This is a genomic window from Streptomyces sp. NPDC001604 (assembly GCF_042893475.1).
Lineage (GTDB): Bacteria > Actinomycetota > Actinomycetes > Streptomycetales > Streptomycetaceae > Streptomyces.
The window spans coordinates 159033-182456 of record NZ_JBIAUY010000006.1 but is presented as its reverse complement, the minus strand read 5'-3'; the positions used below and the strand labels follow the sequence as shown (position 1 = coordinate 182456).

Here is a 23424-nt window from a genome sequence, read left to right as displayed (position 1 = left end):
ATGAACGCCCGTGAGAACGTCCTGAGCGCGGTTCGGGGAGCGCTGTCCGGTGTTCCCGGCACCGAGCGTCCCGATGATCTGCCACCTCCGCACGGTCGCCCCGCCGGCCATGAGGGAGAGGACGTCGTGGAGCTGTTCGCCGAGCGTGCGGCCGAGTACCGCGCCACGGTGGTCCGGGTGCCGGCCTCGGATGCCGCGGCGGCCGTAGGTCGCGCGCTCGCCCGTACCGGAGCACGGTCCCTGGTGGTGCCGTCCGGGCTTCCCGCAGACCTGGTCCCGGACGGGCCCTGGTCGCTGCTCTCGGACGTCCCGCCGCTGGCCGTCGGACAGCTCGACGCGGCCGACGCCGTCCTCACCACGATCGCCGCGGCCATCGCCGTCACCGGCACCGTGGCCCTCGACCACGGTCCTGGCCAAGGGCGCCGAGCTCTGACGCTGCTCCCGGACCAGCACATCTGCCTGGTCCGGGCCGATCAGATCGCACTCGACGTGCCCGAGGCACTGCATCGCCTCGACTCTTCGCGGCCGCTGACGCTGATCTCAGGCCCCTCGGCGACCAGCGACATCGAGCTGGAGCGGGTGGAGGGCGTGCACGGGCCCAGGACCCTCGACGTCATCGTGCTGGAGGGCGCGTAGCCCTAGGACGGGACAGCACGGAACGCAGCGCGGTCGGGATGGCCGCGCTGCGTTCCGTGCTGTTTTCTGCGCGCAACCAACCTCGATAGATCCCATCTATTCATTGGGGCGAATTCGCTGTGCGGGGCGCGAAGTGGGCCCTTCCTCGCTCTTTTCATGATTTTTGCGCTAGCACTAGACAGGGCGTGGAGATGTGCTTCTTAATACATCCGATGTCCGAGTGAGCAGCTCTGGCCTTGAGCGGACGCGAGCCGCGTACCCGCCGCCTGGTCCGTGCTGTGGACAAGACAGTAGTTGCCGACACTCCTCGTGTCCTTCACGTGTCCTGGAGCCGCATGATGTCTGCGCTCATCTCAGCAGGCGTGCCCTGGTGAAGGCCACCGCCCCCCTCCACTGGACGAAGTCCGGCGGGCTGACAGCCCATTCCCGAAGGAGCACCCCTATGTTCCGTTCCAGAGCCACCGGCCTCTACGGTGTGCTGGGGACGGTCGGCGCGATCATCTGCGCCGCTCTGTCCTCGGCCGGCCCGGCGTACGCCGCCACGCCGACCGCGCTGTACGCCTCACCCTCCGGGTCCGGCAGCACCTGCTCGCTGAGCGCGCCGTGCAGTCTGGACGGCGTCAAGGCCAAGGTGGCGGGGCTCGCACCTGCCATGGCCGCCGACATCGACGTCTTCCTGCGCGGCGGTACCTACCGCTTGTCCCAGGCGTTCGCCCTGGGGGCGTCCGACTCCGGGCGCAACGGCTTCAAGGTGGTCTACGCCGCCTACCCGGGCGAGAAGCCCGTCCTCAGCGGGGCGACGAAGATCAGCGGGTTCTCCCTGTTCGACAGCGGCTCGAACATATACCGTGCCGCCGTGCCGGCCGGCACGCAGAGCAGGCAGCTGTTCGTCGACGGAGTGCGGGCCCAGCGGGCACGCGGTCCGCTGAACCCCGCGGGTTTCACTCTCTCCGGGTCCAGCTTCACCACCAGCGACTCCTCCTACGCCTCGTTCACCAACGCTTCCTCAGTGGAGGTCGTGTACAACAAGGACTGGAAGCAGATGCGCTGCCCGCTGGCGAGCATCACCGCGCCCAGCGGTGGAGGGTCCAGCCTCAACGTCGACCCGGACTGCTTCGCGAGCAACAACACCTCGGTACCCAACCGGGGCTTCCCCTTCAACGGCGCCGGGCTGCCGAAGCTGAGCGGGATCACCTATGTGGAGAACGCCTACCAGCTGCTCGACGCCCCGGGCGAGTTCTACCTCGACAGCTCGGCGGGCTTCCTGTACTACAGGCCACGCAGCGGTGAGGACCTCAGCACCGCCGACGTGGAACTGCCCACCACCGAAACGCTGCTGAACGCCAGCGGCACCCCCGGCCACCTCACCCCCGTCAACGACACGGACCCGGCCATCACCTACACCGGCTCCTGGAGCTCCTCCAGCGGACGTGGCCTGGGTGACCTCTACAACAACGTGCACGCCACCACGACCAACGGCGACTCGGTGAGTTACACCTTCACCGGTACCGGGATCGACGTGCTCTCGGAGACCAACAGCGACGAGGGCGGCATCGACGTCTACATCGACGGCGCCAAGGTCCAGAGCGTCTCCGCCTCCGGCTCATCGCGGCTCGCCCAGCAGGTCGTCGCCTCCGTCAGCGGCCTCACCAAGGGCCAGCACACCATCAAGCTGGTCAAGACCGGCGGGACGTCCATGCTCCTGGACGGCTTCACCGTGGTGCCGGACGTGATCACGCCCGTGCACGACATCACCTTCCAGGGCCTGACCTTCGCCTACACCACCTGGACGCTGCCCACCACGGCCGGCTACATCGACAACCAGGCCGGCGTGCTGTGGGACCCCGACCACAACAACGCCCCCATCCGCATCCCCGCCGCCGTGCAGGTCCACCGGGGATCCGACATCACCTTCACCGGCAACGAGATCACCCACACCGGCGGCACCGGCATCGACCTCGCCGACGGCACCCAGGACTCGACGATCACCGGCAGCTTCATCCACGACACCTCCGGCGGCGGCGTCTCCGTCGGCGAGGTCGACGACTACTACCTCACCGACACCGGCCGCATGACCACGGGCGACACCGTCTCCCAGAACTGGATCTCCGACGTCGCCCGGGACTACTCGGACGCGGTCGGCATCTGGGCCGGCTACACCCGCGACCTGACCATCTCGCGCAACGACATCGGCCACACCCCCTACTCCGGCATCTCGCTCGGCTGGGGCTGGGGCTATGCCTCACCGTGCTCCATGCAGTCCGCCCAGGGCCTGAGCACCTGCGCACACGGCACCATCTACGCCGGCAACAACCAGATCCTGAACAACCACGTGCACGACGTGATGAGCATCCTGCACGACGGCGGCCCCATCTACACCAACGGCGGCCAGGGCAACGGTGACGGCTCCACCACATCCGTGCTCGCGAACAACCTCGTCGAGATCACGAACAACACCAACAACAGGCTGTACCAGGACGAGGGCAGCTCCTACTGGAACACCTACAACAACGTCACGCGCACCGGCGGCGGCAACTGGGTCGGCATGTGGACGCCGACCATCCACGACCTGAACATCCACGACAACTACTCGGACCGCAGCAACTACCAGAACAAGGGCACCAACATCACGTTCAACCAGGCCACGATCGTCTCCGGTGGCGCCTGGCCCTCCGCCGCCCAGGACATCATCGCGGCCGCCGGCCCCGACGCCGCGCACCAGCCGCTGGCCGGCTGGATCGACGACGACGACACCGCGATCTCCTACACCGGCAACTGGACGGCGAACGGCAACCGCGGCTACGGCGACTACGAGGACGCCGTGCACGCCACGCAGACCAACGGCGACACCGCCTCGCTGACGTTCACCGGCACCGCTGTCTCGGTCATCGGCGAGAAGAACACCGACCAGGGACAGGTCGAGATCTTCATCGACGGCACCTCCAAGGGCCTGGTCGACACCAACGCCACCAGCCGCCAGGCCCAGGCGGTCGTCTACAGCACCAACGGACTGAGCGCGGGGAGCCACACCGTCCAGGTCGTCAAGCGCAGCGGTAGCTGGGCCACCCTGGACGGCTTCGAGGTCACCGGCGTCCACAACGACACCAACTCCTCGATCACCTACACCGGTGCCTCCTGGCGCACCTACGCCAACCGCGGCTTCGGTGACTACAAGGACGACGTCCACGCCGCCACCGCCAATGGCGACTCGGTCACCGTCACCTTCACCGGAACCGGGATCAGCCTCGTCACCGAGACCAACTCCGACGAGGGCTCCATCGCGGTCTCCCTCGACGGAGCCTCCCAGAGCAGCGTCAACGCATCCTCCGCGAGCCGTCAGGCCCAGCAGACCGTGTACTCCGTCAGCGGCCTGCCCCTCGGACGGCACACCCTCACCCTCACCAAGACGGGAGGCAGCTGGCTGGTCATAGACCGGTTCGACGTGCGCTGACGCACCACCGCGTACGACACTCAGCCGCCCGTGCCGGCCCCGCCGGCACGGGCGGCTCGTGCGGAGGCTCCAGATCGGCGCCCTCCCGGGACAGCGGGTCGGTACCCCATATGCCGGCGTCATCGCTCCTGGCTGCCGGGCCGCACAGCGGCACCACCGGCGACATCATCGGGAGCATCGGGTCACGATCCTCATGATCGTCGGTACGACAGCGGCGATGGACCGCCTGCCGCGGCCGCGCCACCTGGCCAAACCCGCGATCGCTGCGGGCACCATGCCTCTGACCGCCTACGTGGGCGACTTCGTCACACAGCCCGTGCTGTCCGTGCCGGCCGGGACGGTACCCAGCAGTCCTGGGTACCGCTGCTCATGTTCGTCCTCGGAGCCACCCTGTGACGTGCCGTTGCCGAGAAGGGCTCAGGGACAACCGAAGGGCTGATCTGCAAGGACAGGCGCTGCGTATTTCTCAGACGGACTCAGTACACCTTCGACCCATGGTGATCACCACTCCGCGACCGCACAGGCAAGTAGATCTATAAGTTCGCGTTGCGCCCCTGCTACCCGCGCGGATTCAGAGGACTTGCATCAAGATCGAATCCCGTGTCACAAGTGACGCCGCATTACCTCGATGCAATCGGCTCGGGCTGCTGTTGACCGATCTCGGGGATACGGCGAACCGAGATTCATGCCACCGTCGGTTGTGATCGTCGACTGGTCCCAGGCGCGACTCATCTGGGCACCGGCTTCGGCTCGTGCCGTGGCCACGAGGGTTGCGTAGGCGTCTGCGACAGCGGATGCCTCGATCTGGAGCCAGGCCTGGTGGAAGGCCATTCGTGCCAGCAGCCTGCTGGCTTCGTCGGTGAGTTGTTGTCGTACGGCGGACGTGGACTCGGGGCGGCGCCGTATTCGGTACGGCATCTCCAGATACTCCTCGACCGTCGTCAGCGCCTCGGCGAAGGTCTTCGCCCGGCGCTCTTTTCGTATGGCCCGCTGATTGAGGGCGTAGGTCAGAAAGGCGCCGAAGAGGGCTATGAACGGGACGATCAGCGCGGTCGTCTGGGCCCAGGTCCAGCTGCTGTCCGCCGCTTGTGCCGCCGCGATGACCGCCACGCACCAACCTCCGGCACGCCGTGAGGCGCATCCTCCACCAGCCACTGGCCGCCCTGCTCACCGCCGGTGAGCCGCCAGTAGTGTTCGAGGAACAAGTGTGTGCGGACTATCTCGATGAGGTCCAGCAGTCCTTTAGAACTCGTCCACCGTCGTTCCTCTGGATCGAGTGGATACCAGAGGCAGAGGGCGTCGTCTCGGGAGTACCGATGCTTCGATGCGGCTCCGGGTCTGGCGTGGATGCGCGGGAAATCTTGGGCTGCTTGGCCGTAGGTCGGGTAGGGCGGGTACTCGTAGAAGTGGATCCGGACGTCGATCGGGTCCGGCTCGCCTGTGACGTCGAGCCCGGTGAGTTCGTACACCAGTGAGCCGCGGCGATAGGTGTGGCAGAGATCGTCACCGAAGTGTCGTCGGGCGTCCCGTTCGAGAGGGGCCCACCAGGCGGGCTGGACCCCATACCAGAGCGACATGGTGTCAGTCTCCCCAGGCCCGGGTGGGGGTGACGAGCCCGGCGGCGAGCCCGAGTCCGGTGGCGGCCGTACCGCCCGATCGGACGGTCCTCGCGAGGCGTTCGGCCTCCTCCTGCGTGCTGTCTGCGTCCGGCACAAGTTCCGGAAGAACCTTATGCAGCACATGCTGCGCACTGAGCGGGCGTCCGGCCGCCTCGTGCTTGATCGCCAGGTCGACGTAATTCCGGGCGGTGCAGAGGCGCTTGTGCACCTCGGCGCGCGGCATGTTGAGCGGGATGGTTCCGGCCACGCCGGCCGGGTCCGGCGTGGGCCCCTTGCCGATCTCGTCCGCCGCGTGGGTGAAGAAGGCCTGCAGGGCTTTGACCAGCGGCATGGGTTCGTCGATGCAGTCGAGGCCCAGGGCCTTGATGTTCCAGGAGCACATGGGCTTGCTGTGAGTGCTGTTCCAGTGCTTCAGCAGCCGGACCGTACGGGCGAAGACGACCTTCGTGTCCTCGATGGCCTGGAGTACCAACCGCGTGTGGGTGATCGGGTCAGCGCGGTCCCACTGGGCGGCGATCGTCGTGTTCGGGATGTACAGCCCGCGGCCCGAGGGGTGAGGGATTGCGGTCATCACGTCCGCGGTGAAATCGGCCTGTCCCGGCGTCACCGGATCGCCGAACCGTACGAGTACGGCGCGGCGCCGGCCCTCGACCTCAATGGTGAGCTTGTCGAACTCATCGTCGAGATCTTCGTGGATCGTGTCGCGGACCTGTTCCATGAGGTCCAGCGCGCTCTTCTTGCCGGGGCCGTACGGCTCGGCGTCCTTCTTGGTGAGGACGAAGCCGAGGTCGACGTCGGTCAGGGGGGTGTCGGCGTCGCCGTGCGCGACGCTCCCGTTGTAGTAGGTGGTGGAGCCGGGGGAGGCCCGGCGCGCGGATGCGGCCAGGAGCTGTCGGCGGCGCTTGGCCTCGTCGAGTTCCTCGTCGGTCACCTGGATCTTGCGGCGTCCTTCGTCGAGGAGCTGCGCAAGGGACTCTTTTCGAACCATCGGTACCTCCTTGCACGCCGACGGGAGACAGGGATTGTGTCTGCACCCGCTCGGCCTCATCCCGCAACCACGCGACCTCTTCCCGGACCTTCTTCTCCCGGGCCTCCAGCAGACCGAGCACCGACGGCACCAGCCACCTCCACAAGCGAGACGAACGGACGAACCACGCCCATCCCTCCCGCAGCCAGCCGGAGTTCATGCCCACCCACCCCGAACCAAACGATCACGTTCGGAAAGCGGAAGGCGTGTCAGTCAGGCAGGCGTCGCTCACCTGCCGTCGAGTCGCTCACGTGCCAGAGCGGCGATGCGGGCGATTGCGGCGCCGAGGTGGCGTTGCTGTGCAGCGCTGAGTGGGTCGAACACCAGTTGCCTGACCTGCTCGACGTGAGCCGGGGTGCTGTCCTTGACCTTCTGCAGACCGGCGTCGGTCAGGGTCGCGAGGGTGTATCGGGCGTTGTTCGAGCAAGGGGCCCGGGTGGCCCACCCCTGCTGCTCGAAACGGACCATCAGCTTGGACAGCCGTGGTAGCGAGCTGTTGCACTGCGCGGCCAGGTCGCTGAGCCGCATCGTGTGCATCTCAGTCATGGCCAGCCGGGCCATCACGCTGTACTCGAAGTTCGAGATGCCCTCGTCTCGCTGCAACTGACGGTCCAGCAGTGCGGGCAGCGCCATGACCACAGTCAGCAGGTCCTCCCATAGCTTCTGCTGCTCGTCGTCGAGCCCATGGGGGGAGCCGGTCACTAGGGCACATCCTTTCGACGGCGGCTCATCCAACCCGGGCAGAACGAATTGCTCGCTGCCTGAGGTCGACACAGGGAGTGTCATACACGCAGCTTACTTGACTGGACAACACGGTATCCAGAGACGTCTTGGCTGCTCAGGAAGCAGGTAATGACCCGGCGGGGCTCTGTGGTGCCACACACCTTGACTTGCCCAGGCAAGTCAGACACACTCTTTCACAGTTGCCCAGGCAAGTCCGGCGGCGTCCGGCGTCTCGCCCTGAAGAGATCGACACCGATGGCCATGACGAACAACCCGATGCCCTTTCCCCGGCCGAGCCGGTCCGCCGGGGCCTACGACAAGCACCTTCGCCATTGACCGGATGTGCTGGGCGACTCGATCCGGTCGGTGCAGATGAGCTGATCGGCTCGCGCGCCGATCGATGGCATGGACGAGGTGGCGATCACCGGTCCGGAGATTCCCCCCGTTCGCCATGGATCCGACAACCACGAAGCCATAGGAGAGTGCCGTGAAGGCGATTCGCTATCACGAGTTCGGTAGCACCGACGTCCTGCGCCAGGAGGAGGTGGAGCGTCCGGTTCCCGGTGCCGGCCAGGTGCTGGTGAAGGTGGCAGCCACCTCGTTCAACCCCGCCGACGACCACACCCGGCTGGGTCTCATGGCTGAGATGATCCCCACCCCGCTGCCGATCACTCCCGGCCTCGACGTCGCCGGCACCGTTGCCGAGCTCGGCGACGGAGTCAGCGGACTGCAGGTCGGCGACCCGATCATCGCCATGCTCCCGCTGGAGGAGCACGGCGGGGCCGCCGAGTACGCGGTCGTGGCGGCCGACTTGGTGACCGCCGCTCCCCGCAGCATCACTCTGACCGACGCCGCATCACTACCCCTGGCAGGGCTGGCCGCTCGCCAAGCGGTAGTCGAGCTCGCCGGAATCAAGGCCGGCCAGACCGTTCTCGTCAACGGGGCAGGCGGTGCGGTGGGAAGTATCGCGGTCCAGCTCGCCGTCGCAGCCGGCGCCAAGGTGACCGCCGTCGCAGGCCCCCAGCACGCCGATCGCTTGAACGGTTACGGTGCGGAGAATGTCGTCGGTCCCCTGGACCTCGACGCAGGCCCGGCCGCCGTCGGTGGCTTCTTCGACGCGGTGGTGAACCACGTACGCCTGGCTCCCGAGGACGCCGCGAAGCTGACCGCCTACGTGGCCGACGGCGGCATCGTCGTCAGCTCAGCCGGCCCGGTGCCGGTCGACGAGGCACGCTCGGTGCGCACGGCGGGCGTGTTCACCCGCCCCGACGCCTCCCACCTGGCCGACCTCGTCTCCCGCGTCGACAACGGCGTCCTCAAGCTGCACATCGCCGACCGTCGACCGCTGGAGGAACTGCCGACCGTCCACGAGGATGAGAGCAACGGCAAGCTTCTCGGCAAGACGGTCATCGTCGTAGCCTGACGCCGCCGTGGTCGACGCCGGGCCGGACTCGCTGTTTTGGCACGGTGGGGTCGTCTCGCAAGAACGTGGACGCCACCCAGGCCCGCTAAAACCACGGGTGAGTCCGGGACCGTGCACGCGGTCTAAAGCGAGGCGTTGTTGCTCGCCCGGCAGCCACTAGATGTCACAGGCCGGCACTCGAACATCCCCAAGAACAACTGTCCCTTGGGAACGTCCTTAGCAACGGATTAGGGCCTCTTGGTAGCTCGGGGTTGCGATCCCAACCGAGCAGTACCAGGAGGCCCTGTTGTCGCAGTCTGTTGCGCTTGCGTCCGTGGAGTCCAACGGGCCGTCTCCTGCGTGTGACTGTCTCGCGCACAGGTTCGGCAACGCGGCGGACGGGCCCGTCCGCGTGCGGTGTTACGGCTCCGACCTGACGGAGACGGAGTGGCAGGTCCTCCGGCCGCTGCTGCCGGTCCCCGCGTGGCTTCAGGGACGGGGCGGGCGGCCGGAGGGCTATTGCCACCGCGTGATGCTGGACGCAGTCCGCTATGTCGTCGACAACGGCGTCAAGTGGGTCAACCTGCCCTGTGACTTCCCGCCGTACCGGCGGGTGCACGCGTTCGCCCGCCGCTGGCAGGTTACGGGCTTGCTCGCCGAGCTCCACGACCGGCTGCGCGACAAGGTGCGCCAGAAGGAGGGCCGCGACGCCCGACGGCTGCCATCGTGGACTCGCAGTCAGTGCGGGCAGCAGCGAACATCCCGGGCTCCACGACCGGCTGGGACGGCGGCAAAAGGGTGGGCGGCCGCAAACGACACCTGGTGGTGGACTGCCTCGGCCTGGTCCTGGCCGTCGCAGTGACCGCAGCGAGCGTGCAGGACCGGGACGCTGCAGTACCTCTGCTCGAGCGGCTGCGCAGGCTCTACTTCTCCGTCCGGCTCGTCTGGGCGGACGGCGGCTATGCGGGGCGCCTGGTCGACTGGGCGGCCGAGAACCTCCACCTCATGCTCGAGATCGTCAAACGCTCTGACGAGACCACGGGGTTCGTGGCGCTGCCGCGCAGGTGGGTGGTGGAAAGAACGCTGAGCTGGCTGATGCGCTCGCGTCGCCTGGTGCGCGACTACGAGACGCTGCCCGCCATGCACGAGGCCATGGTGCTGTGGTCGATGACCATGCTCATGAGCGGCCGCCTGGCCGGGCGCCGGCCCGGTGCCTTCAGACGGCCGGCGTCCCGAGCGGGGTGAACACTCCCGGCCGCGTCTGGAGCGCCCAGCCTCGTTCCACCAGGCGTTTCGCCTTCGACCGAAGTCCCTCGACCTTCGCCGGGACCGCCTGAAGCCCCAGGGCCGCAGCCAGCTGCTGGCACCGCATGCCTTCCCGGCCCGCCTCCGACTCCAGCACGGAAATGATCCGCTGGTAGTCCGCAGGCAGGGCCGACGCCGTCATCCCCTCGGTCCGTCGCGGCACCGCGGCCCCCGCCACCGCGCTCCGCACCGGCTCCACGACCGCACGCGGAGGCTCGGCCAGCACCTCGGCCACCGTCACACGAGCATCCGCAAGACGCTGAAGCGCGCGTTCCGCCTCGTCGAGTGCGGCCTGCACCCGCTCGGCCTCATCCCGCAACCACGCGACCTCTTCCCGGACCTTCTTCTCCCGGGCCTCCAGCAGACCGAGCACCGACGGCACCAGCCACCTCCACAAGCGAGACGAACGGACGAACCACGCCCATCCCTCCCGCAGCCAGCCGGAGTCATGCCCACCCACCCCGAACCAAACGATCACGTTCGGAAAGCGGAAGGCGTCTCAGGTCGCCGTGGTCGGCGGTCAGCTGGTGCAGGGCGTTTGGGTGGTGTCCTCGTTGACGGAACACGGATGGAGCCCTTTCGGGCCCAGCTTCCACGACAGCTCTCCTGTGTCCAGTGCCGCTTGCCAGGTCGTGAGAATCCCTGCGATCACCAACTGCTCCAGTAGCGGGGGAAGGACGGCCGCAGGCACCCCGCACTCTCGCGCTACAAGGTCCATCTCGGCGACTCCATGATTGCTTCCGCGGGCGGTGCGGACGACGAAGGACAGGGCGGCAAGTCGTAGGAGTGGGGGCGAGGTACGAGCAGGGCAGGTGCCGCGCAATGCCCAGTCGGCGGCGCGCAGCCGGTCTGGCCGGGCCGGGTACTGAGTGAGCAGACCCGCGTCGAGCATCTGGACGGCAACTGCGCGGTCCGGTGGAAGTGGACGAAGCAGCCCCGCTTCGATGAGCTCACGCCACGAATCCCTGGCGGGTTCGAGGCGAAGGCTGCGCACCACGCCGTGGGGCAACCTGACTTGAGCCGAGTTGTTCATGCGTAGTGCGCACTGAAGGGCGAGCATGCGGGCGCCAGCCCTTGTCTCCTCGGGCAGCACCGTGGCGAGATAGTTGAGCATCTCGCGCACCCGCGTCTGGCTGTCTGGCCCTCTCGGGCGTCGCCTGCGTCGAGCGCGCGTCTGCCCGGAAGGTGTGGCTGCGGCCAGGGTTGTTTCGGGGACGACGGCGGCCTGGGACGTGGCCGCCGCGCACGCTGTGCAGGCGTCGGAGAGACGCCAGCGGCGTCCGCCTCGTTCTCGGACGAGGAGGAGTCGGATCGGGCCGTTGCACCCGCGGTGGCGGGGATGCTGTCGACAACCCCGTTCGTGGCACTGGCAGGTCCGCAGATGCGCGGGGAGAGGATCTTGACGTGCATGCGCGGCCAGGTGGGCCAAGAGCTCGGTTCGAGCGGCGGTGCCGACGAGCGGCCGCCCGCCGTGCGTGCACTGATGGCACACGAGTACGGGTCCGCCGGGCTGGGGGCGCAGTTCGACCGTCCAGGTGCGCCGGACTCCCGGGCGTACGGAGCAGAGCCTCATGGCGCGCGTCTTCCTCCCGTCGTTCATTGCGCCGGCCCTCTGCCGGACTGGAGTCGGGCGCACACGCTAGTGCAGACCTCTGCCCTTCGCTGCGCCCCTGACGGGCGGAAATAGGGCAGAGGTCTGCACTGACAGGGCAGGTGTCTGCACCTTCCGATGGGTGGGTGACGATCTTCCCGCCCGACCCGGACTTCGAGGCTCTGCGTCTGGAGCTGGCCCGGCTGCGTGCGGTGCGGGGATGGACCTACGACGAGCTTGCCGCCCGCAGTGGCCTGGCCAGAAGGACCCTCATTGAGATCGAGCAGGGTCGCACGATCGGCACCCTCAAGTCATGGCACGCCCTCGCCCACGCCCTGGGCACCCCGCTCGATCAACTCTTCGGCGCCCTCTGCCGCGGGCATGAACCCCCGCAGTCGATGAACGGCTGACGAGCCGCCCGGGCGTGTCGAGTAATCAGCCGATCGAGCAGATCGTTGCGAACGTCTGAGCGTTAAGTCGAACGCGCGTTGCCCTAGATAGGGCTGATCGGTGGACGTCCACGGCCCGGACGTCGCTCTACGGCGTGTGGGCTGGCACCTTCGCGCCCATGCACCCCTCACCTGTACCCCGGCGCTGGGACAGCAGGCCGGTCCCGGCCCACCCGCGACGCTCGCTGTGTGTCGATCCCGACAGCCCGAGCAGACTTCTGCGCTGTGCCCAGCGTGACCGCTGCCGTGAATGCGGCAATCCAGTCGAGTGGTATCAGCGAGTCCGGGACCGTCCCGTCCGCCTGCATCCGCAGGAGTTGCCCGCGGCGGCGGTACCCGCCGACCACCGTTGGCACGTCAGTTCCGGCCTTGCGTACCCCTCCGGAGACGGCAGCGCCTGGTGTCGACTGACCCACGCCAGCGTCTGCCCGGCCCGTGACGCCGGTGCCGCCGCGGTGCCCGAGCTGGCGAGTCTCCGTCGGAGGTTGGCCGTGAACACGCGTCGCCTGGCGGACGCCGGAAGTTTCACCCCAGCGGTACCGGCGGGCCCTGCGGGCCGACAGCCGGATGACCTTTGCCGGCCCGCCAGACCCACCGTCCAGATCCTGTACGTCCGCTACCTCGCCGCACGCCCCCTGGACGAGATCCAGTGCGTGGCTCAGACCCGACGACGTGACCGATGCACCTTCACGTTGCTCGCTTCCGGCGACGCTGCGGGTGTCTGGAGACTCGTTCCCGCAACCGCCACGCAGGGGCAACTGGCTCTGCCTGCTGAGGTGATGGCCGTGTACGGCCTGAGTTCCCTGCCATACGGCGAACAGCTCCGCTGGCGAACGCAACGCTGCCCCCAGCACGCAGCCACTCCAACAGCCGCGGATTTGGCGTTGACGGACTGGGAACCCTTCGACCCGCTCGTCCACCTCGCGTACGTACACCGGCGACTTCCCACCCACAGCCGTCGACCCCATCCTGGCAGCGGGACGCAGAAGGCGGTCCGGCGATGAGAAGACCGCACGCGGTAGAAATCATCCTGACCAGGCCGGTCACCGGAGCAGAACTGCACAGAGCCTGCCGCAGGGTGCCGCTGGCGGCCAACATGGACCGCACCCGCCTGATGGCCGTGCACCGAGCCAAGTCTCCGGGACGCGCGCTGCGGTCCCTGCGCCACGAACTCGATCGGCTCCTGCCCATCGACGTCTTGATGACCCACTACCCCGACGCGGCAGGCCATGTCCTTCTCAATATCGCGTTCACCCGCGCCATGTGCTCCGCGATCAGCCGTGCCGCGACAGCTCGGGGTCAGAAGCCCGCAGGCTTCCTCTCCCGGACCATCGTCAATGCAGTTGAACGGGACGAGCGGGCTCGCACCCGGCACCTGACCGCGCAGCTCCAGGACCTCCTCGTCCAACACACCCCTGAAGCTGTACTCGCCTGTGCGGCACGCGTCCTGCTGGACGACCAGAGTCCACGGTCGGGATCCTGGCGCGACGCGGACGACCAGTGCCGAAGCGCCGCGCACACGAGAAACTGACCCTTCTGCACCACGGAGCCCCTGTTGCACACGCCCACCGATGAACAGGCCCACGCCGTCGACACTTTCCGGGACGGTCACCACATGGCGCTGCAGGCCGGTGCCGGCACCGGTAAGACCAGCACACTGGGTCTGCTGGCCGCGAGTACTCGACGCCGAGGCCGCTATCTCGCTTTCAATAAGGACATTGCCGATGATGCCGCCGCCCGGTTCCCGCGCTCCGTGCAGTGCAGGACCGCACATGCTACGGCCTTCGCCGCCCTTGGCCACCGGTTCGCTCGCCGGCTCAGCAGCCCGCGCCAGTCGGCCTGGCGGGTCGGGCACGCCCTCGGTGTCGGAGCCCCCTTGCGCATTGGTGATCACGAGATCAGCCACCGGACCCTCTCCCACACCGTCCTGCGTACGGTTACTCGCTTCTGCCAGTCCGCGGACAACACCCCGGCTCCCCACCACGTGCCGACACTGCGAAGGCTGAGTGCACCGAGCGAGCGGGACCAACTTGCGGAAGCTGTCCTGCCGTTCGTCGGAAAGGCGTGGAAGGATCTACAGAACCCCGACGACGGAGTGGTCCGCTTCGAGCACGACCACTACCTGAAGATGTGGGCCCTGACCGAGCCGAGAATCGAGGCCGATTTCCTTCTCCTCGACGAGGCCCAGGACACCAACCCTGTTCTGGAGCAGGTCTTCGCCGCGCAACGCGGACACGCCCAGCTGGTCATGGTCGGTGACTCCGCCCAAGCCATCTACGGGTGGCGAGGCGCCCGGGATGTAATGACGGGCTTCGACGCCACTCACCTCACCTTGACCCGCTCCTTCCGCTTCGGTCCGCTCCTGGCCGAACAGGCCAACAGATGGCTCGCGCTCACCGACGCGCCCATCAGGCTGACCGGCACCGACACCATTCCAACGAAGGTCGGCTTGGTCATCTGTCCGGACGCGGTGCTGTGCCGCACCAACATCGGCGCCATGACCGAAGTCATGAGGCAGTTGGAAAGCGGCCGGCGGGTGGCTCTGGCCCGGGGTGGGCAGACACTTCTTGCGCTGGCGCGCGCCGCCCGGGATCTCAAGGAGGGCCAGCGCACATCCCACCCCGAACTGGTTCTCTTCGCTTCATGGGGGGAGCTGCAGGAGTACGCGGAATACGATCCCGCCGGTCGCGATCTCCAGCCGTTCGTGGAGCTCGTCGACACCCACGGGCCCGAAGCCATTATTGCTGCTGTCGACGCGCTGACCGGTGAAGACAAAGCCGAGGTCACGATCTCCACCGCTCACAAGGCAAAAGGCCGGGAGTGGCTCAAGGTCAGGATCGCTGACGATTTTCCCCCGCCGCCGGACAGCGACCAATTGGACGACAGCGGCCACCCGATCCCGGAACCTGTGAGCGACACTGACGCCCGTCTCGCCTACGTCGCCGTCACTCGCGCCCGGACCCAACTTGACCTCGGAGGGCTTGCATGGATCGAGAACCAACCAGCCCCTGTCGACGGCGCCTGACGCGTATTGCAGGCCTGTCGAAAACCAGGCTGTGCCGCCTCGCCGCGAGATCTACGAGGAAGGTGCAGCTGCGATGACCAGTTCGCCCATGGCGGCCACGGCACCAGTCACGGGGATCTTCCACTCCAGATGGTCCGGCCACAGCATGACACCCAGCGCGCCCTCCAGATCCACCATGGTGAGCATGTCCGGCCAAACCGTCCCGTTGAGAACGTTCGCGATCACCTGACGATTGACTCCGCTCCTGCGCGACACCGCGTTCGAGCTCATCTGCTGATCCGTCATGGCCTCGGCGAGCCTGCGCGCGATGGCCTGAGCGACGAGGGCGTCGCGGTGCGGCTGCATCAGGGCATGCGGCCAGCCACCGCTGACCACTTGGTCTCTCGGCTTTTGCGCACGTCTCCTTCCTCCGGGCACCCGACAAGTGGCTGAGGCACCCTCCCAATGCGCGCCACCCCCACCACGCGGCTGATGTAGCGCCCCTTGGGCCGGCTATTCGTACGGCTGATTCGTCGGCACCTGCTTGCGGAGACGGCTTGGAATGTGGGTTCGGGACAGGTCAGCCAAGCGGCAACAGCACGCACGTCAACGGTCGTACGGTTGACGCACGCCCAGCAGGAAGACGGCATGCGCGCCTCTGCGACCCGGTGTGGTGCGCAGAGGCGCGGCACTCAGGCCGACGGGTAGCTGCTGACAAGCTGGCCCATGCTCATGAGGGCCCGGTTCAGGGTGCCGGAGTCGGCGATCACGGTCTGGCCTGTCATCACCTTGTTGTGCCGGGATGCGAGGAGTGCGTAGAAGGGCCCGTACTCCTCCGGGGTGGGCAGGTGCTGAAGGGGCGTGGACCATTCGAACGCCGCGCGGAAGGCGTCCGCGGGAATGTCCGACTGCTTGGACTCGTGCAGGTCGAGAGCGCCGGGTCCGCGGAGCTGACTGCCCGCGATGCCCGAAGGGGCGACGGCGTTGACCCGTACCCGCGGGGCGAACTCGAACGAGAGCTGGTTCACCAGGCTGCGCACCGCCCCCTTGCTGGCCGTGTAGGCCGCACCGCCGCCGTCGGCTGCGAACGCCGCCTGGGACGCGGTGAGCACGATCGCCCCTTCCTCGGCCTGCAGCAGGTCGTGCATGATCCGCGCGGTCAGGGCGTAGCCCTTGACGTTGATGGAGAAGACCTCGTCGAACAGTTCACCGACGCGCTCGACGGGGATGTCGGTCAGCCGGACGTTGCCGTCGAAGATGCCCTGCGCGCCGATGAGGGAGGTGAGCCGGCCGTAGCGGTCCTCGATCTGAGACCGGCAGGCACGAAGATCGTCGACGTCGCGTACGTCGCCGTGCACGACGAGGACGTCGTCGCCGAACTCCTTCTTCAGCCCGAGTACCTTGGCCTGGTCGTACTCGAGGATCGCGAGCTGCGCGCCCTGTTCGAGACAGTGGCGGGCAACCCCGAGACCGAGCCCCGAGCCGCCGCCGGTGATGAGAACGACGTGGTCGTCAAGCAGCTTCATGGGTGGTGCGTTCCTTCCGGTTGGCGCACGACACGGTGGTGTCGAGGGCGGGATTGTTCGTGTGGGCGAGCGCGAGTGCCTCGTCCCAGGTGCCGCCGCGGGCGAGCAGCTTGCGGTAGTCGCGCAGCGAGCGGACGCGCCCGCAGGCGAACGCGGCGTGGAGCTCGCCGGCGTGGCCGAACAGGACGAGAAACTCGCCCGCGTCGAGTGAACCCTCGACGACGAGGCTGCGGTCGCCCGCGCGGCGGCGGCCGTAGCACTGGAACCGCATGCCGTACTGGTCGGTCCAGAAGTACGGCACTCCCTGGTAGGGCGTGGTCTCGCCGCGGGCGATGTTCAAGCCGATGTGCCGGCCCTGCTCGACCGCATGGGTCCAGTGCTCCACACGTACGCGCTGGCCCAGCAGCGGGTGGTGGAACGCGGCCACGTCACCGGCGGCCCACACGCCGGGTACGTTGGTCCGGCCGGCGGCGTCGGTGACGATCCCGCCGGCCACCTCGATCCCGGAGCCCGCCAGCCAGTCGACGGCGGGTTCGGCGCCGATACCCGTCAGCACGAACGGGGCCCGGTGCACACTTCCGTCCGTGAGCCGGACCTCGTACGCCCCTGGTTGTCCCGTGACCGACGCCACCGCGACGGCACTGCGGAAGCGGACCCCGTGTGCGGTGTGCAGGTCGCGGAGATGGGTGGCCAGCTCGGTCCCCAGTACGGGCTCCAGCGGCAGCGGGAGCGCGTCGAGGACCGTGACCGTCACGCCCCGCGCGACGAGAGCGGCCGCGACCTCCAGTCCGATGAAGCCGGAGCCGATCAGGGTCATCTCGCCGTATCGCGCCGCGGCCTCGCGCAGCACCCGCAGGTCCTCGGGGGTGCGCAGGGCCGGCAGTACCTCGCCCGCGAGGGTCCTCATCTCGCGGGGGCGGCTGCCGCAGGCGATGACCACAGCGTCCCAGGGAAGCGCCTCGCCGTACGTGGTCACCACATAGCGGCGATCGACGTCGAGCCCCGCCGCGGCGTGCCCGAGACGCAGGTCGATGCGGCTCGCCTCGATGCGTTCGGGAGAGCGGAGTTCGAGGAGTTGCGGGTCCTCCTCGGCGACAAGCAGGGCCTTCGACATCGTGGGCCGGTCGTACGGCTGGTGCAGCTCGGCGCCGAGGACGGTGATGGAGCCGGTGAACCCGGCCTCCCGGAGACCGTCGGCGGCGCTGAGGCCGGCAGCGGAGGCTCCCACCACGACGACCCGCTCAAAGCCGCCGGTCACGGCTTGGGTCCCGAGTTGAGTGCGATGGCCTGTGCGGGGCAGACGCGGGCGGCCTCTTCGAGGTCCTCCCGCTCGTCGGCGTCGACGGTGTCGCGCAGGAGAACAGCCGTCGGGCTGCCGGGCGGGGTGTCGAAGACGTCGGGCATGACGCTGACGCAGATGCCGTAGGACTTGCAGCGGGTGCCGTCGAGGGAGACGGAGAGGCTGTCGCTCACAGGAAGACCCCAAGGTTCGGAGTGGCCAGCGCCGTTTCGGTCAGCACGATTTCGCGGGACAGCAGGCGTGGGCCCGACGGTGTGAGGCGCAGCTGGTCGTAGCGCCTGCACGGGATGAGATCGAAGTGCGGGTCGATGCCGCGCTGGCGGTAGACCAGCAGGGCGCTCGACACCTTGATGACGTCGGGGCGGTCGGTCTCCTCGACCTCGACGCTGCCCACGATGCGCAAGGTGCGGGAGGGAGGTACCTCCGAGTACGCGTGGTCGGTGTTGAGCCGGTCCAGGCGCGTGCGTACGTGGGCCTTGGTGTCCCGCACCCGGAAGGCGTTGCGGTCGATCTCCTTGGCACGCGGTTCCGCTGCCTGCCGGATCGGCACGGTGTAAAGAAGTTCGTCGTCGAGGAGTCCGTACCACTCCTCCTCGCGGCCCTCGTCGAGCAGCCGGGCCTCCAGCGCCAGGAACTGGGTGGCCAAGGCCTGGAGTTGGGGGTTGGCGCTCACGGGCGGGACGACGCGGGGTGTGTCGGTCGTGGTCATACTGACGCAGCTCCCTTGATGCCGGCGCCGGTGTTCCCGCGCATCAAGTTCAGCCAGTGGCGGTAGAAGTGGAGCTGCACGTGCTCGCCGTAGCCGGTGTTGCGCTTGCGGCCAGGGCCGGTCCACGAGGGGTCGTGCGACTGGTCGACCTGACTGTTGTTGCCCTGCTGGAAGTGGAACTCCATGCCGGTCTTGCGCATCCACGGACTCTGGGCGGCGCGCGGTGCGCCTTCCCAGGCGACGGTGTCGTCCTGCTCGAAGATGCCTGCCGAGCCGAAGGTGAACTGGCCGTTGACGTAGGATTCGCGGGCCTCGTCCTCCGACATGAAGTCCCAGACGAACTGCCAGTTCCACAGTTCGATCTCGCCGGGGCCGATCGGCTGCCACTGCCGGAAGCTGGTGATCACCGACAGGGGACCGCCCGGCACGGACGGGGTGTTCAGCCGGATGAAGCTGAGGTTGGGGAAGATCGTGCCGACCGTCGGCGGCTCGTGGTTGACCACGTGGAGCTGTGCCTCGTCCAGGCCCGACAGGTCGAAGTGCTGGGTGATTTCCGGCGCGTAGCCCCAGAGCACGTAGCCGGGATGGACCGCCTTGGTCCAGGCATGGCCGGTGAAGGCGTGGCCGTTCTCGAATTCGTAGAAGCGCGCGATCTCGCACGTCGTCTGCAGCCCCTGGGAGACCGCGATTTCCTCCGTGCTCCAGTGCAGTGTGTCGACGTGGTAACCGTCGCCGGTGAAGTTCTCGGCGGCCGTCTTCCAGTCGGCGTGCAGCCGGTAGCGCTCCGGAGGCCCGGCGACCCGCATGCCGCCGGGTGCCAGCCCGACGATCAGGTCGAGCATCCACCCTGCCCCGCCCAGGTACTCGTCCAGCGACGGTCCGTCCGGGTCCAGCGAGGCGAAGACGAAGCCCTGCCGGGTGGCCACCCGGGGCGCGTGTATCAGGCCCCATGCCTTGGGGTCGAGACGCTCGCCGTAGGCGTCGTGCAGGTGCGGGGTGCCGACCAGGTCTCCGTTGTTGCTGTAGGTCCACCCGTGGTAAGGACATTTGAAAAAACGGGAGTTGCCGGCATCGGTCTGGCACACCTGGGTGCCCCGGTGACGGCAGTAGTTCGACAGCACGTTGATGCCGCCCTTGCCGTCGCGCGTGACGATCACCGGATCGAGGCCGATTCTGCGCTGCACGAAGTCACCCGCCTTGGGGATCTCGCTCTCGTGCGCGACGAACACCCAGCACTTGGTGAATATCCGCTCGATTTCGGCGCGGAAAACCGCCTCGTCGTTGAAGATTTCCACCGGGACGAGATCGTTCTTCAGCGAGGCCTCGACGCGGTCCAGGATGGTAGCGGCATCGGCCGTTTCTGGAGAGATGGCAGTCATGGGGCTCCCTTGCCTCAGTCGTGCTCAGCAGGGGCGATCAGCGGAATTCCGTGGCCCTGCCTGCGGCTCGAGACGTCAGGCTATGGCTGCCATCACATGGTGAAAAGCAATTCCCGTCGATGCGACAGCATTGATCCAATCGATGGAACGCGGCCAGGCTCCTCCTGACCGGTCCTGTCTCAGCCGGCTGCCGAGGCGGGCGGCGTGTCCCGGATGTAGGCGTTTGCGAAATGATGCATGCGCTGCCGCAGCCAGGCATGGCCCGGATCGTCGTCCATGCGTCTCGTCCAGACCATCGTTTCGGTGCCCGGCTGCAGCTCCATGGGAGGCTCGAGCAGCCGCAGGCCTGTCGCCGGGGCGATGCGGCGCCCGAGCGTTTCGGGGATCAAGGTGATGAGCCGGGTACCGCGGATCAGGAACGGGGCGAGTTCGAAACTCGTGGTGACCTCGACGTGGCGCGGGATGCCGAGCAGGTCGAGATTCAGTTCGGCCAGGGAGGGGCGCCGGTCGGGGCTCGTCGCGAGGTACGGCAGCTCGCTGAACTGCTCGACCGAGATGCTCTCGCCCACATCGGGGTGCTCCTGGTCGACCGCGAGCACGTAGCGGTCGGTGTACGCGGCCTCACTGCACAGGTCAGGGCCGCTGGGCACCAGCTCGCGCGGAACGATGACGAGGTCGATCTGATGGCGGATCAGCTGTTCCGCGTACTCCTCCGCGAAGGGCTGGATGCGCAACCGCACGTTCGGAGCCTCGGTCGGCAGGTGCACCAGCAGCGGATGCAGTACGGCGACGGCCGCGTAGCTGCTCGCCATCACCGAGTATGTCCTGTGGTCGGTCGCGGGATCGAAGCGGTCGCGCTGTGACAGCAGCGACTTGATGTCGGTCAGCGTCTTCTGCACGGGCTGCACCAGCGACTCGGCAACCGGGGTGGCAACCATGGTCCGGCCCTGCCTGACGAGGATCGGGTCGTTCAGGAGCTTGCGGAGCCGAGCCAGCGTGGAGCTCATGGCCGACTGTCCGACGGACAGACGGGCCGCCGCCGCGGTCACGCTTCGTTCCGCCATCAGGGCGTCGAAGGCGACGAGCAAATTCAGATCCACCCGGTTGAGATCCAGGGGCGCATTGGTGGTGGCCATCGACCGGAATTCCTGTCTGTGCTGAAGGCATGCCGAAAGAAGTCGGCTGCCGCGGCTCGACGGTCGACTCCGACCACGGATTGATGTCATCAATCCGAACGCATCACTATCGATTGTTTGTATCGAGGAGTGCGTCTGTCTAGCGTCTTGCAGCGGGAAAGCGACGCGAACGATCTGTTCGGCGTCACTGAAGAGCAGGAGTCGACGATGACCGCAGCCTTCCGTCCGATCACCCATCTCAGGCATGTGGGTATCGGTGTGCCCGACTACGGCAAGGCTCTGGAGTTCTACAAGAACCTCTGGGGACTGCAACCGGTGGCCGACGACAGCGGTGTGACCTTCTTCGCCACTCCCGCGGACCCGGAGCAGTACGTCCTTCGCGTCCGGCAGGACCAGGACAAGCGACTGGACCTCATCGCCTTCGGTGTGAACTCTCCCGAAGAAGTCGACGAGTTGGCCTGTCGGCTGGCGGTCGGCGGGATCACGCTCGACCGGGAGCCCGGCAAGCTGGACACCCCGGGCGGCGGATACGGCGTCCGGTTCTTCGACCCCGACGGCCGACTCGTCGAGGTGTCCGCCGGGGTCGCGCAGAAGCCCTTCCGGGAGCTCGAGGAACGCGAATCCGTCCCCAAGAAGCTCAGCCACGTGGTGATCAACTCCACCGATGTGGCCGCGACCAAGGCGTTCTACGAGACGTACCTCGGCTTCCGCCTCTCGGACTGGCTCGGCGACCTGATGTGCTTCATGCGCAGCGGAACCCAGCATCACATCCTCGCCATCTCCCGAGCACCGCGCGTCTCGCTGAATCACATCTCCTTCGAGATGCGCGGCATCGACGAGTACATGCGCGGGTCCGGGCGTCTGATGCGCGCGGGTCACCGCCCGCTGTGGGGGCCAGGCCGGCACGGCCCGGGAGACAACACCTTCACCTACTTCCTCGACCCGAACGAGAACGTCGTCGAGTACACGACGGAGCTGGAGACGATCGAGGACGACGAGGCGTGGGAGCCCCGCGTCTTCGACAGCACTTCTCCTCAGTCGCAGGACCAGTGGGGGACCGGCGGGTCGATGACCGAAACCATGCTGCCGGTGCTGCTCAAGCAGACGGACGGCGGTCTGTGGACCCCCTCGCCGATCTGATCCCTCCCCCTCCTCCTGATCCCTCCTCCGCAAAGGCCACTGAAGTGACTCTTTTCCTCGATGACGCGGCGGTACAGGCGGCCTTCGACTGGGAGCTGGCAACCTCGGCGGTGCGCGAGGCATACGCGACGAGCGTGGACGGAGCACGCTATCCGGCCCGCGGCATGGCCCGCGGAGACCACGGCTGGCTGCGCACTCTCACCGGCGTACCGGCCGGACGCGAACTGATGGGAGCGAAGATCATCGCGGCCGCGATGCCGACGCGCCGCGCCTCCTACCTCATCCCCCTGTTCGACCAGCGGACGGCCGAGCTGGTGGCCCTGCTCGACGGCCACTCCATCACCGGTTACCGGACGGCGGCCACCTCGGCCGTCGCGGCTGACCTGCTGTCGCTGCCCGGCGCCCTGACCGTCGCCGTGATCGGCTCCGGTTTCGAAGCGCAGAACCATGTGCGCGCCCTCGCCGTCGTACGGGACCTCAAGGACGTACGGGTGTACAGCCCACGACCGGAGAGCCGAGCCCGTTTCGTCGCCGAACTGTCCGACCTGCCGATCACGCAGGCGGCCGGCGCCGAGGAGGCCGTCGCAGGCGCCACGCTGGTGGTCTGCGCCGCCCGGTCCCGCGACGAGACCCCGACTCTGCTCGGGAGGTGGCTCCGACCAGGCATGACCGTCGTGTCCATCGGATCCACCCTGCCCGAGCAGCGTGAGGTGGACCCCGAGGTGATCGCCCGTGCCGACGTGATCGTGGCGGACATGGTCGAGGAGGTGCTCGACGACACCGGTGACCTGATCGCCGCGCGGGCCGCCGGTCTCGACGTGGCGGGCGAGATCCGCTCGCTGGCCGACCTCGTCGGCGAGCGCGTCCCCGGGCGCACCCGCGCCGATCAGATCGCGCTGTACAAGTCGGTCGGCTCAGCGGTCCAGGACCTGGCGGTCGCCGGCATGTGCGCGCGCAACGCCGAGCGGCTGGGACTCGGCACCCGGATGCCGGCCACCATTCATCCCGTGCAGAAGTGAGAGAGCCG

General features: G+C 67.8%; 22 protein-coding genes and 2 pseudogenes. 12 read left to right on the top strand and 12 right to left on the bottom strand.

The window, feature by feature from the left end; genetic code table 11:
• From ACFY1E_RS19220 to ACFY1E_RS19210, 3 genes and pseudogenes are all read left to right on the top strand, one after another.
• Positions 1-636, top strand: a complete 636-nt coding sequence (locus ACFY1E_RS19220; protein ID WP_389077289.1) for a lactate utilization protein C — start codon at positions 1-3, stop codon at positions 634-636.
• 442 nt (positions 637-1078) lie between these two features.
• Positions 1079-4087 carry a hypothetical protein gene (locus tag ACFY1E_RS19215; RefSeq protein WP_389077287.1) on the top strand — a complete coding sequence of 1003 codons (3009 nt, stop codon included), beginning with the start codon at positions 1079-1081 and terminating at the stop codon, positions 4085-4087.
• A 41-nt stretch (positions 4088-4128) separates the two neighbouring features.
• A pseudogene (locus tag ACFY1E_RS19210) lies at positions 4129-4474 on the top strand (hypothetical protein); the annotation flags it as partial.
• Between the two features lie 216 nt (positions 4475-4690).
• Here ACFY1E_RS19210 and ACFY1E_RS19205 read toward each other — a convergent pair.
• The 3 genes from ACFY1E_RS19205 to ACFY1E_RS19195 all read right to left on the bottom strand — a co-directional run bounded on the left by ACFY1E_RS19205 (position 4691) and on the right by ACFY1E_RS19195 (position 7435).
• Positions 4691-5197: a hypothetical protein gene (locus ACFY1E_RS19205; protein ID WP_389077285.1), complete on the bottom strand. Its 507-nt coding sequence runs from the start codon at positions 5195-5197 to the stop codon at positions 4691-4693.
• Between the two features lie 471 nt (positions 5198-5668).
• The gene (locus ACFY1E_RS19200) at positions 5669-6694 is read right to left on the bottom strand and encodes a hypothetical protein (protein WP_389077282.1); all 1026 of its coding nucleotides are present in this window, start codon (positions 6692-6694) and stop codon (positions 5669-5671) included.
• A 267-nt stretch (positions 6695-6961) separates the two neighbouring features.
• Positions 6962-7435, bottom strand: a complete 474-nt coding sequence (locus tag ACFY1E_RS19195) for a MarR family transcriptional regulator (protein WP_351924689.1) — start codon at positions 7433-7435, stop codon at positions 6962-6964.
• A gap of 508 nt (positions 7436-7943) precedes the next feature.
• Between ACFY1E_RS19195 and ACFY1E_RS19190 the strand changes: the two genes are divergently transcribed.
• From ACFY1E_RS19190 to ACFY1E_RS19180, 3 genes and pseudogenes are all read left to right on the top strand, one after another.
• Positions 7944-8879 carry an NADP-dependent oxidoreductase gene (locus ACFY1E_RS19190; RefSeq protein ID WP_351924687.1) on the top strand — a complete coding sequence of 312 codons (936 nt, stop codon included), beginning with the start codon at positions 7944-7946 and terminating at the stop codon, positions 8877-8879.
• A gap of 313 nt (positions 8880-9192) precedes the next feature.
• Positions 9193-9465 (top strand): annotated as a pseudogene (locus tag ACFY1E_RS19185) (transposase); the annotation flags it as partial.
• A gap of 119 nt (positions 9466-9584) precedes the next feature.
• Positions 9585-10103 (top strand): IS5 family transposase, encoded by a 519-nt coding sequence (locus tag ACFY1E_RS19180; protein ID WP_351924685.1) that lies wholly within the window; start codon positions 9585-9587, stop codon positions 10101-10103.
• Here ACFY1E_RS19180 and ACFY1E_RS19175 read toward each other — a convergent pair.
• Together ACFY1E_RS19175 and ACFY1E_RS19170 are read right to left on the bottom strand one after the other, a co-directional pair.
• Positions 10075-10545 (bottom strand): hypothetical protein, encoded by a 471-nt coding sequence (locus ACFY1E_RS19175; protein WP_389077279.1) that lies wholly within the window; start codon positions 10543-10545, stop codon positions 10075-10077. The two genes, ACFY1E_RS19180 and ACFY1E_RS19175, sit on opposite strands and share 29 nt — an antisense overlap.
• A gap of 138 nt (positions 10546-10683) precedes the next feature.
• Positions 10684-11286 (bottom strand): hypothetical protein, encoded by a 603-nt coding sequence (locus tag ACFY1E_RS19170; protein ID WP_389077277.1) that lies wholly within the window; start codon positions 11284-11286, stop codon positions 10684-10686.
• A gap of 614 nt (positions 11287-11900) precedes the next feature.
• Between ACFY1E_RS19170 and ACFY1E_RS19165 the strand changes: the two genes are divergently transcribed.
• From ACFY1E_RS19165 to ACFY1E_RS19150, 4 genes are all read left to right on the top strand, one after another.
• Entirely contained in the window at positions 11901-12164 is a 264-nt protein-coding gene (locus ACFY1E_RS19165) for a helix-turn-helix transcriptional regulator (RefSeq protein ID WP_310770139.1), read from the top strand.
• Positions 12165-12322: 158 nt separating this feature from the next.
• Complete coding sequence (locus ACFY1E_RS19160; RefSeq protein WP_351924679.1) at positions 12323-13207, top strand: DUF6083 domain-containing protein; 885 nt, start codon at positions 12323-12325, stop codon at positions 13205-13207.
• On the top strand, positions 13204-13734 hold the full coding sequence (locus ACFY1E_RS19155) for a hypothetical protein (RefSeq protein ID WP_351924677.1): 531 nt from the start codon (positions 13204-13206) through the stop codon (positions 13732-13734). Before ACFY1E_RS19160 ends, ACFY1E_RS19155 begins: the two co-directional genes overlap by 4 nt.
• 24 nt (positions 13735-13758) lie before the next feature.
• Positions 13759-15228 carry a UvrD-helicase domain-containing protein gene (locus ACFY1E_RS19150; protein WP_351924675.1) on the top strand — a complete coding sequence of 490 codons (1470 nt, stop codon included), beginning with the start codon at positions 13759-13761 and terminating at the stop codon, positions 15226-15228.
• Between the two features lie 51 nt (positions 15229-15279).
• Here ACFY1E_RS19150 and ACFY1E_RS19145 read toward each other — a convergent pair whose 3' ends face one another.
• From ACFY1E_RS19145 to ACFY1E_RS19115, 7 genes are all read right to left on the bottom strand, one after another.
• A complete protein-coding gene (locus ACFY1E_RS19145) occupies positions 15280-15573 on the bottom strand; it encodes a helix-turn-helix transcriptional regulator (protein ID WP_351924673.1) in 294 nt (97 codons plus the stop codon).
• 326 nt (positions 15574-15899) lie between these two features.
• The gene (locus ACFY1E_RS19140) at positions 15900-16733 is read right to left on the bottom strand and encodes an SDR family oxidoreductase (RefSeq protein ID WP_351924671.1); all 834 of its coding nucleotides are present in this window, start codon (positions 16731-16733) and stop codon (positions 15900-15902) included.
• Positions 16720-17991, bottom strand: a complete 1272-nt coding sequence (locus tag ACFY1E_RS19135) for an NAD(P)/FAD-dependent oxidoreductase (protein ID WP_389077272.1) — start codon at positions 17989-17991, stop codon at positions 16720-16722. The genes ACFY1E_RS19140 and ACFY1E_RS19135 overlap by 14 nt, the downstream gene beginning before the upstream one ends.
• A complete protein-coding gene (locus ACFY1E_RS19130; RefSeq protein ID WP_389077269.1) occupies positions 17988-18206 on the bottom strand; it encodes a ferredoxin in 219 nt (72 codons plus the stop codon). Before ACFY1E_RS19130 ends, ACFY1E_RS19135 begins: the two co-directional genes overlap by 4 nt.
• Entirely contained in the window at positions 18203-18742 is a 540-nt protein-coding gene (locus ACFY1E_RS19125; RefSeq protein ID WP_389077267.1) for an aromatic-ring-hydroxylating dioxygenase subunit beta, read from the bottom strand. The genes ACFY1E_RS19130 and ACFY1E_RS19125 overlap by 4 nt, the downstream gene beginning before the upstream one ends.
• Positions 18739-20121, bottom strand: a complete 1383-nt coding sequence (locus ACFY1E_RS19120) for a Rieske 2Fe-2S domain-containing protein (protein ID WP_389077264.1) — start codon at positions 20119-20121, stop codon at positions 18739-18741. Before ACFY1E_RS19120 ends, ACFY1E_RS19125 begins: the two co-directional genes overlap by 4 nt.
• 179 nt (positions 20122-20300) lie before the next feature.
• On the bottom strand, positions 20301-21257 hold the full coding sequence (locus ACFY1E_RS19115) for a LysR family transcriptional regulator (protein ID WP_389077261.1): 957 nt from the start codon (positions 21255-21257) through the stop codon (positions 20301-20303).
• Between the two features lie 207 nt (positions 21258-21464).
• Between ACFY1E_RS19115 and ACFY1E_RS19110 the strand changes: the two genes are divergently transcribed.
• Both ACFY1E_RS19110 and ACFY1E_RS19105 read left to right on the top strand, forming a co-directional pair.
• Positions 21465-22397 (top strand): VOC family protein, encoded by a 933-nt coding sequence (locus ACFY1E_RS19110; protein ID WP_389077259.1) that lies wholly within the window; start codon positions 21465-21467, stop codon positions 22395-22397.
• A gap of 44 nt (positions 22398-22441) precedes the next feature.
• Positions 22442-23416, top strand: a complete 975-nt coding sequence (locus tag ACFY1E_RS19105; RefSeq protein ID WP_389077256.1) for an ornithine cyclodeaminase family protein — start codon at positions 22442-22444, stop codon at positions 23414-23416.
• The last annotated feature ends 8 nt before the right edge of the window (positions 23417-23424 follow it).

Coding starts and splice junctions, on each gene's coding strand:
- ACFY1E_RS19120 (WP_389077264.1), bottom strand. CDS start 20,121: ATGACTGCCATCTCTCCAGAAACGGCCGATGCCGCTACCATCCTGGAC.
- ACFY1E_RS19200 (WP_389077282.1), bottom strand. CDS start 6,694: ATGGTTCGAAAAGAGTCCCTTGCGCAGCTCCTCGACGAAGGACGCCGC.
- ACFY1E_RS19155 (WP_351924677.1), top strand. CDS start 13,204: ATGAGAAGACCGCACGCGGTAGAAATCATCCTGACCAGGCCGGTCACC.
- ACFY1E_RS19140 (WP_351924671.1), bottom strand. CDS start 16,733: ATGAAGCTGCTTGACGACCACGTCGTTCTCATCACCGGCGGCGGCTCG.
- ACFY1E_RS19125 (WP_389077267.1), bottom strand. CDS start 18,742: ATGACCACGACCGACACACCCCGCGTCGTCCCGCCCGTGAGCGCCAAC.
- ACFY1E_RS19160 (WP_351924679.1), top strand. CDS start 12,323: ATGCACCCCTCACCTGTACCCCGGCGCTGGGACAGCAGGCCGGTCCCG.
- ACFY1E_RS19145 (WP_351924673.1), bottom strand. CDS start 15,573: ATGCAGCCGCACCGCGACGCCCTCGTCGCTCAGGCCATCGCGCGCAGG.
- ACFY1E_RS19220 (WP_389077289.1), top strand. CDS start 1: ATGAACGCCCGTGAGAACGTCCTGAGCGCGGTTCGGGGAGCGCTGTCC.
- ACFY1E_RS19115 (WP_389077261.1), bottom strand. CDS start 21,257: ATGGCCACCACCAATGCGCCCCTGGATCTCAACCGGGTGGATCTGAAT.
- ACFY1E_RS19110 (WP_389077259.1), top strand. CDS start 21,465: ATGACCGCAGCCTTCCGTCCGATCACCCATCTCAGGCATGTGGGTATC.
- ACFY1E_RS19215 (WP_389077287.1), top strand. CDS start 1,079: ATGTTCCGTTCCAGAGCCACCGGCCTCTACGGTGTGCTGGGGACGGTC.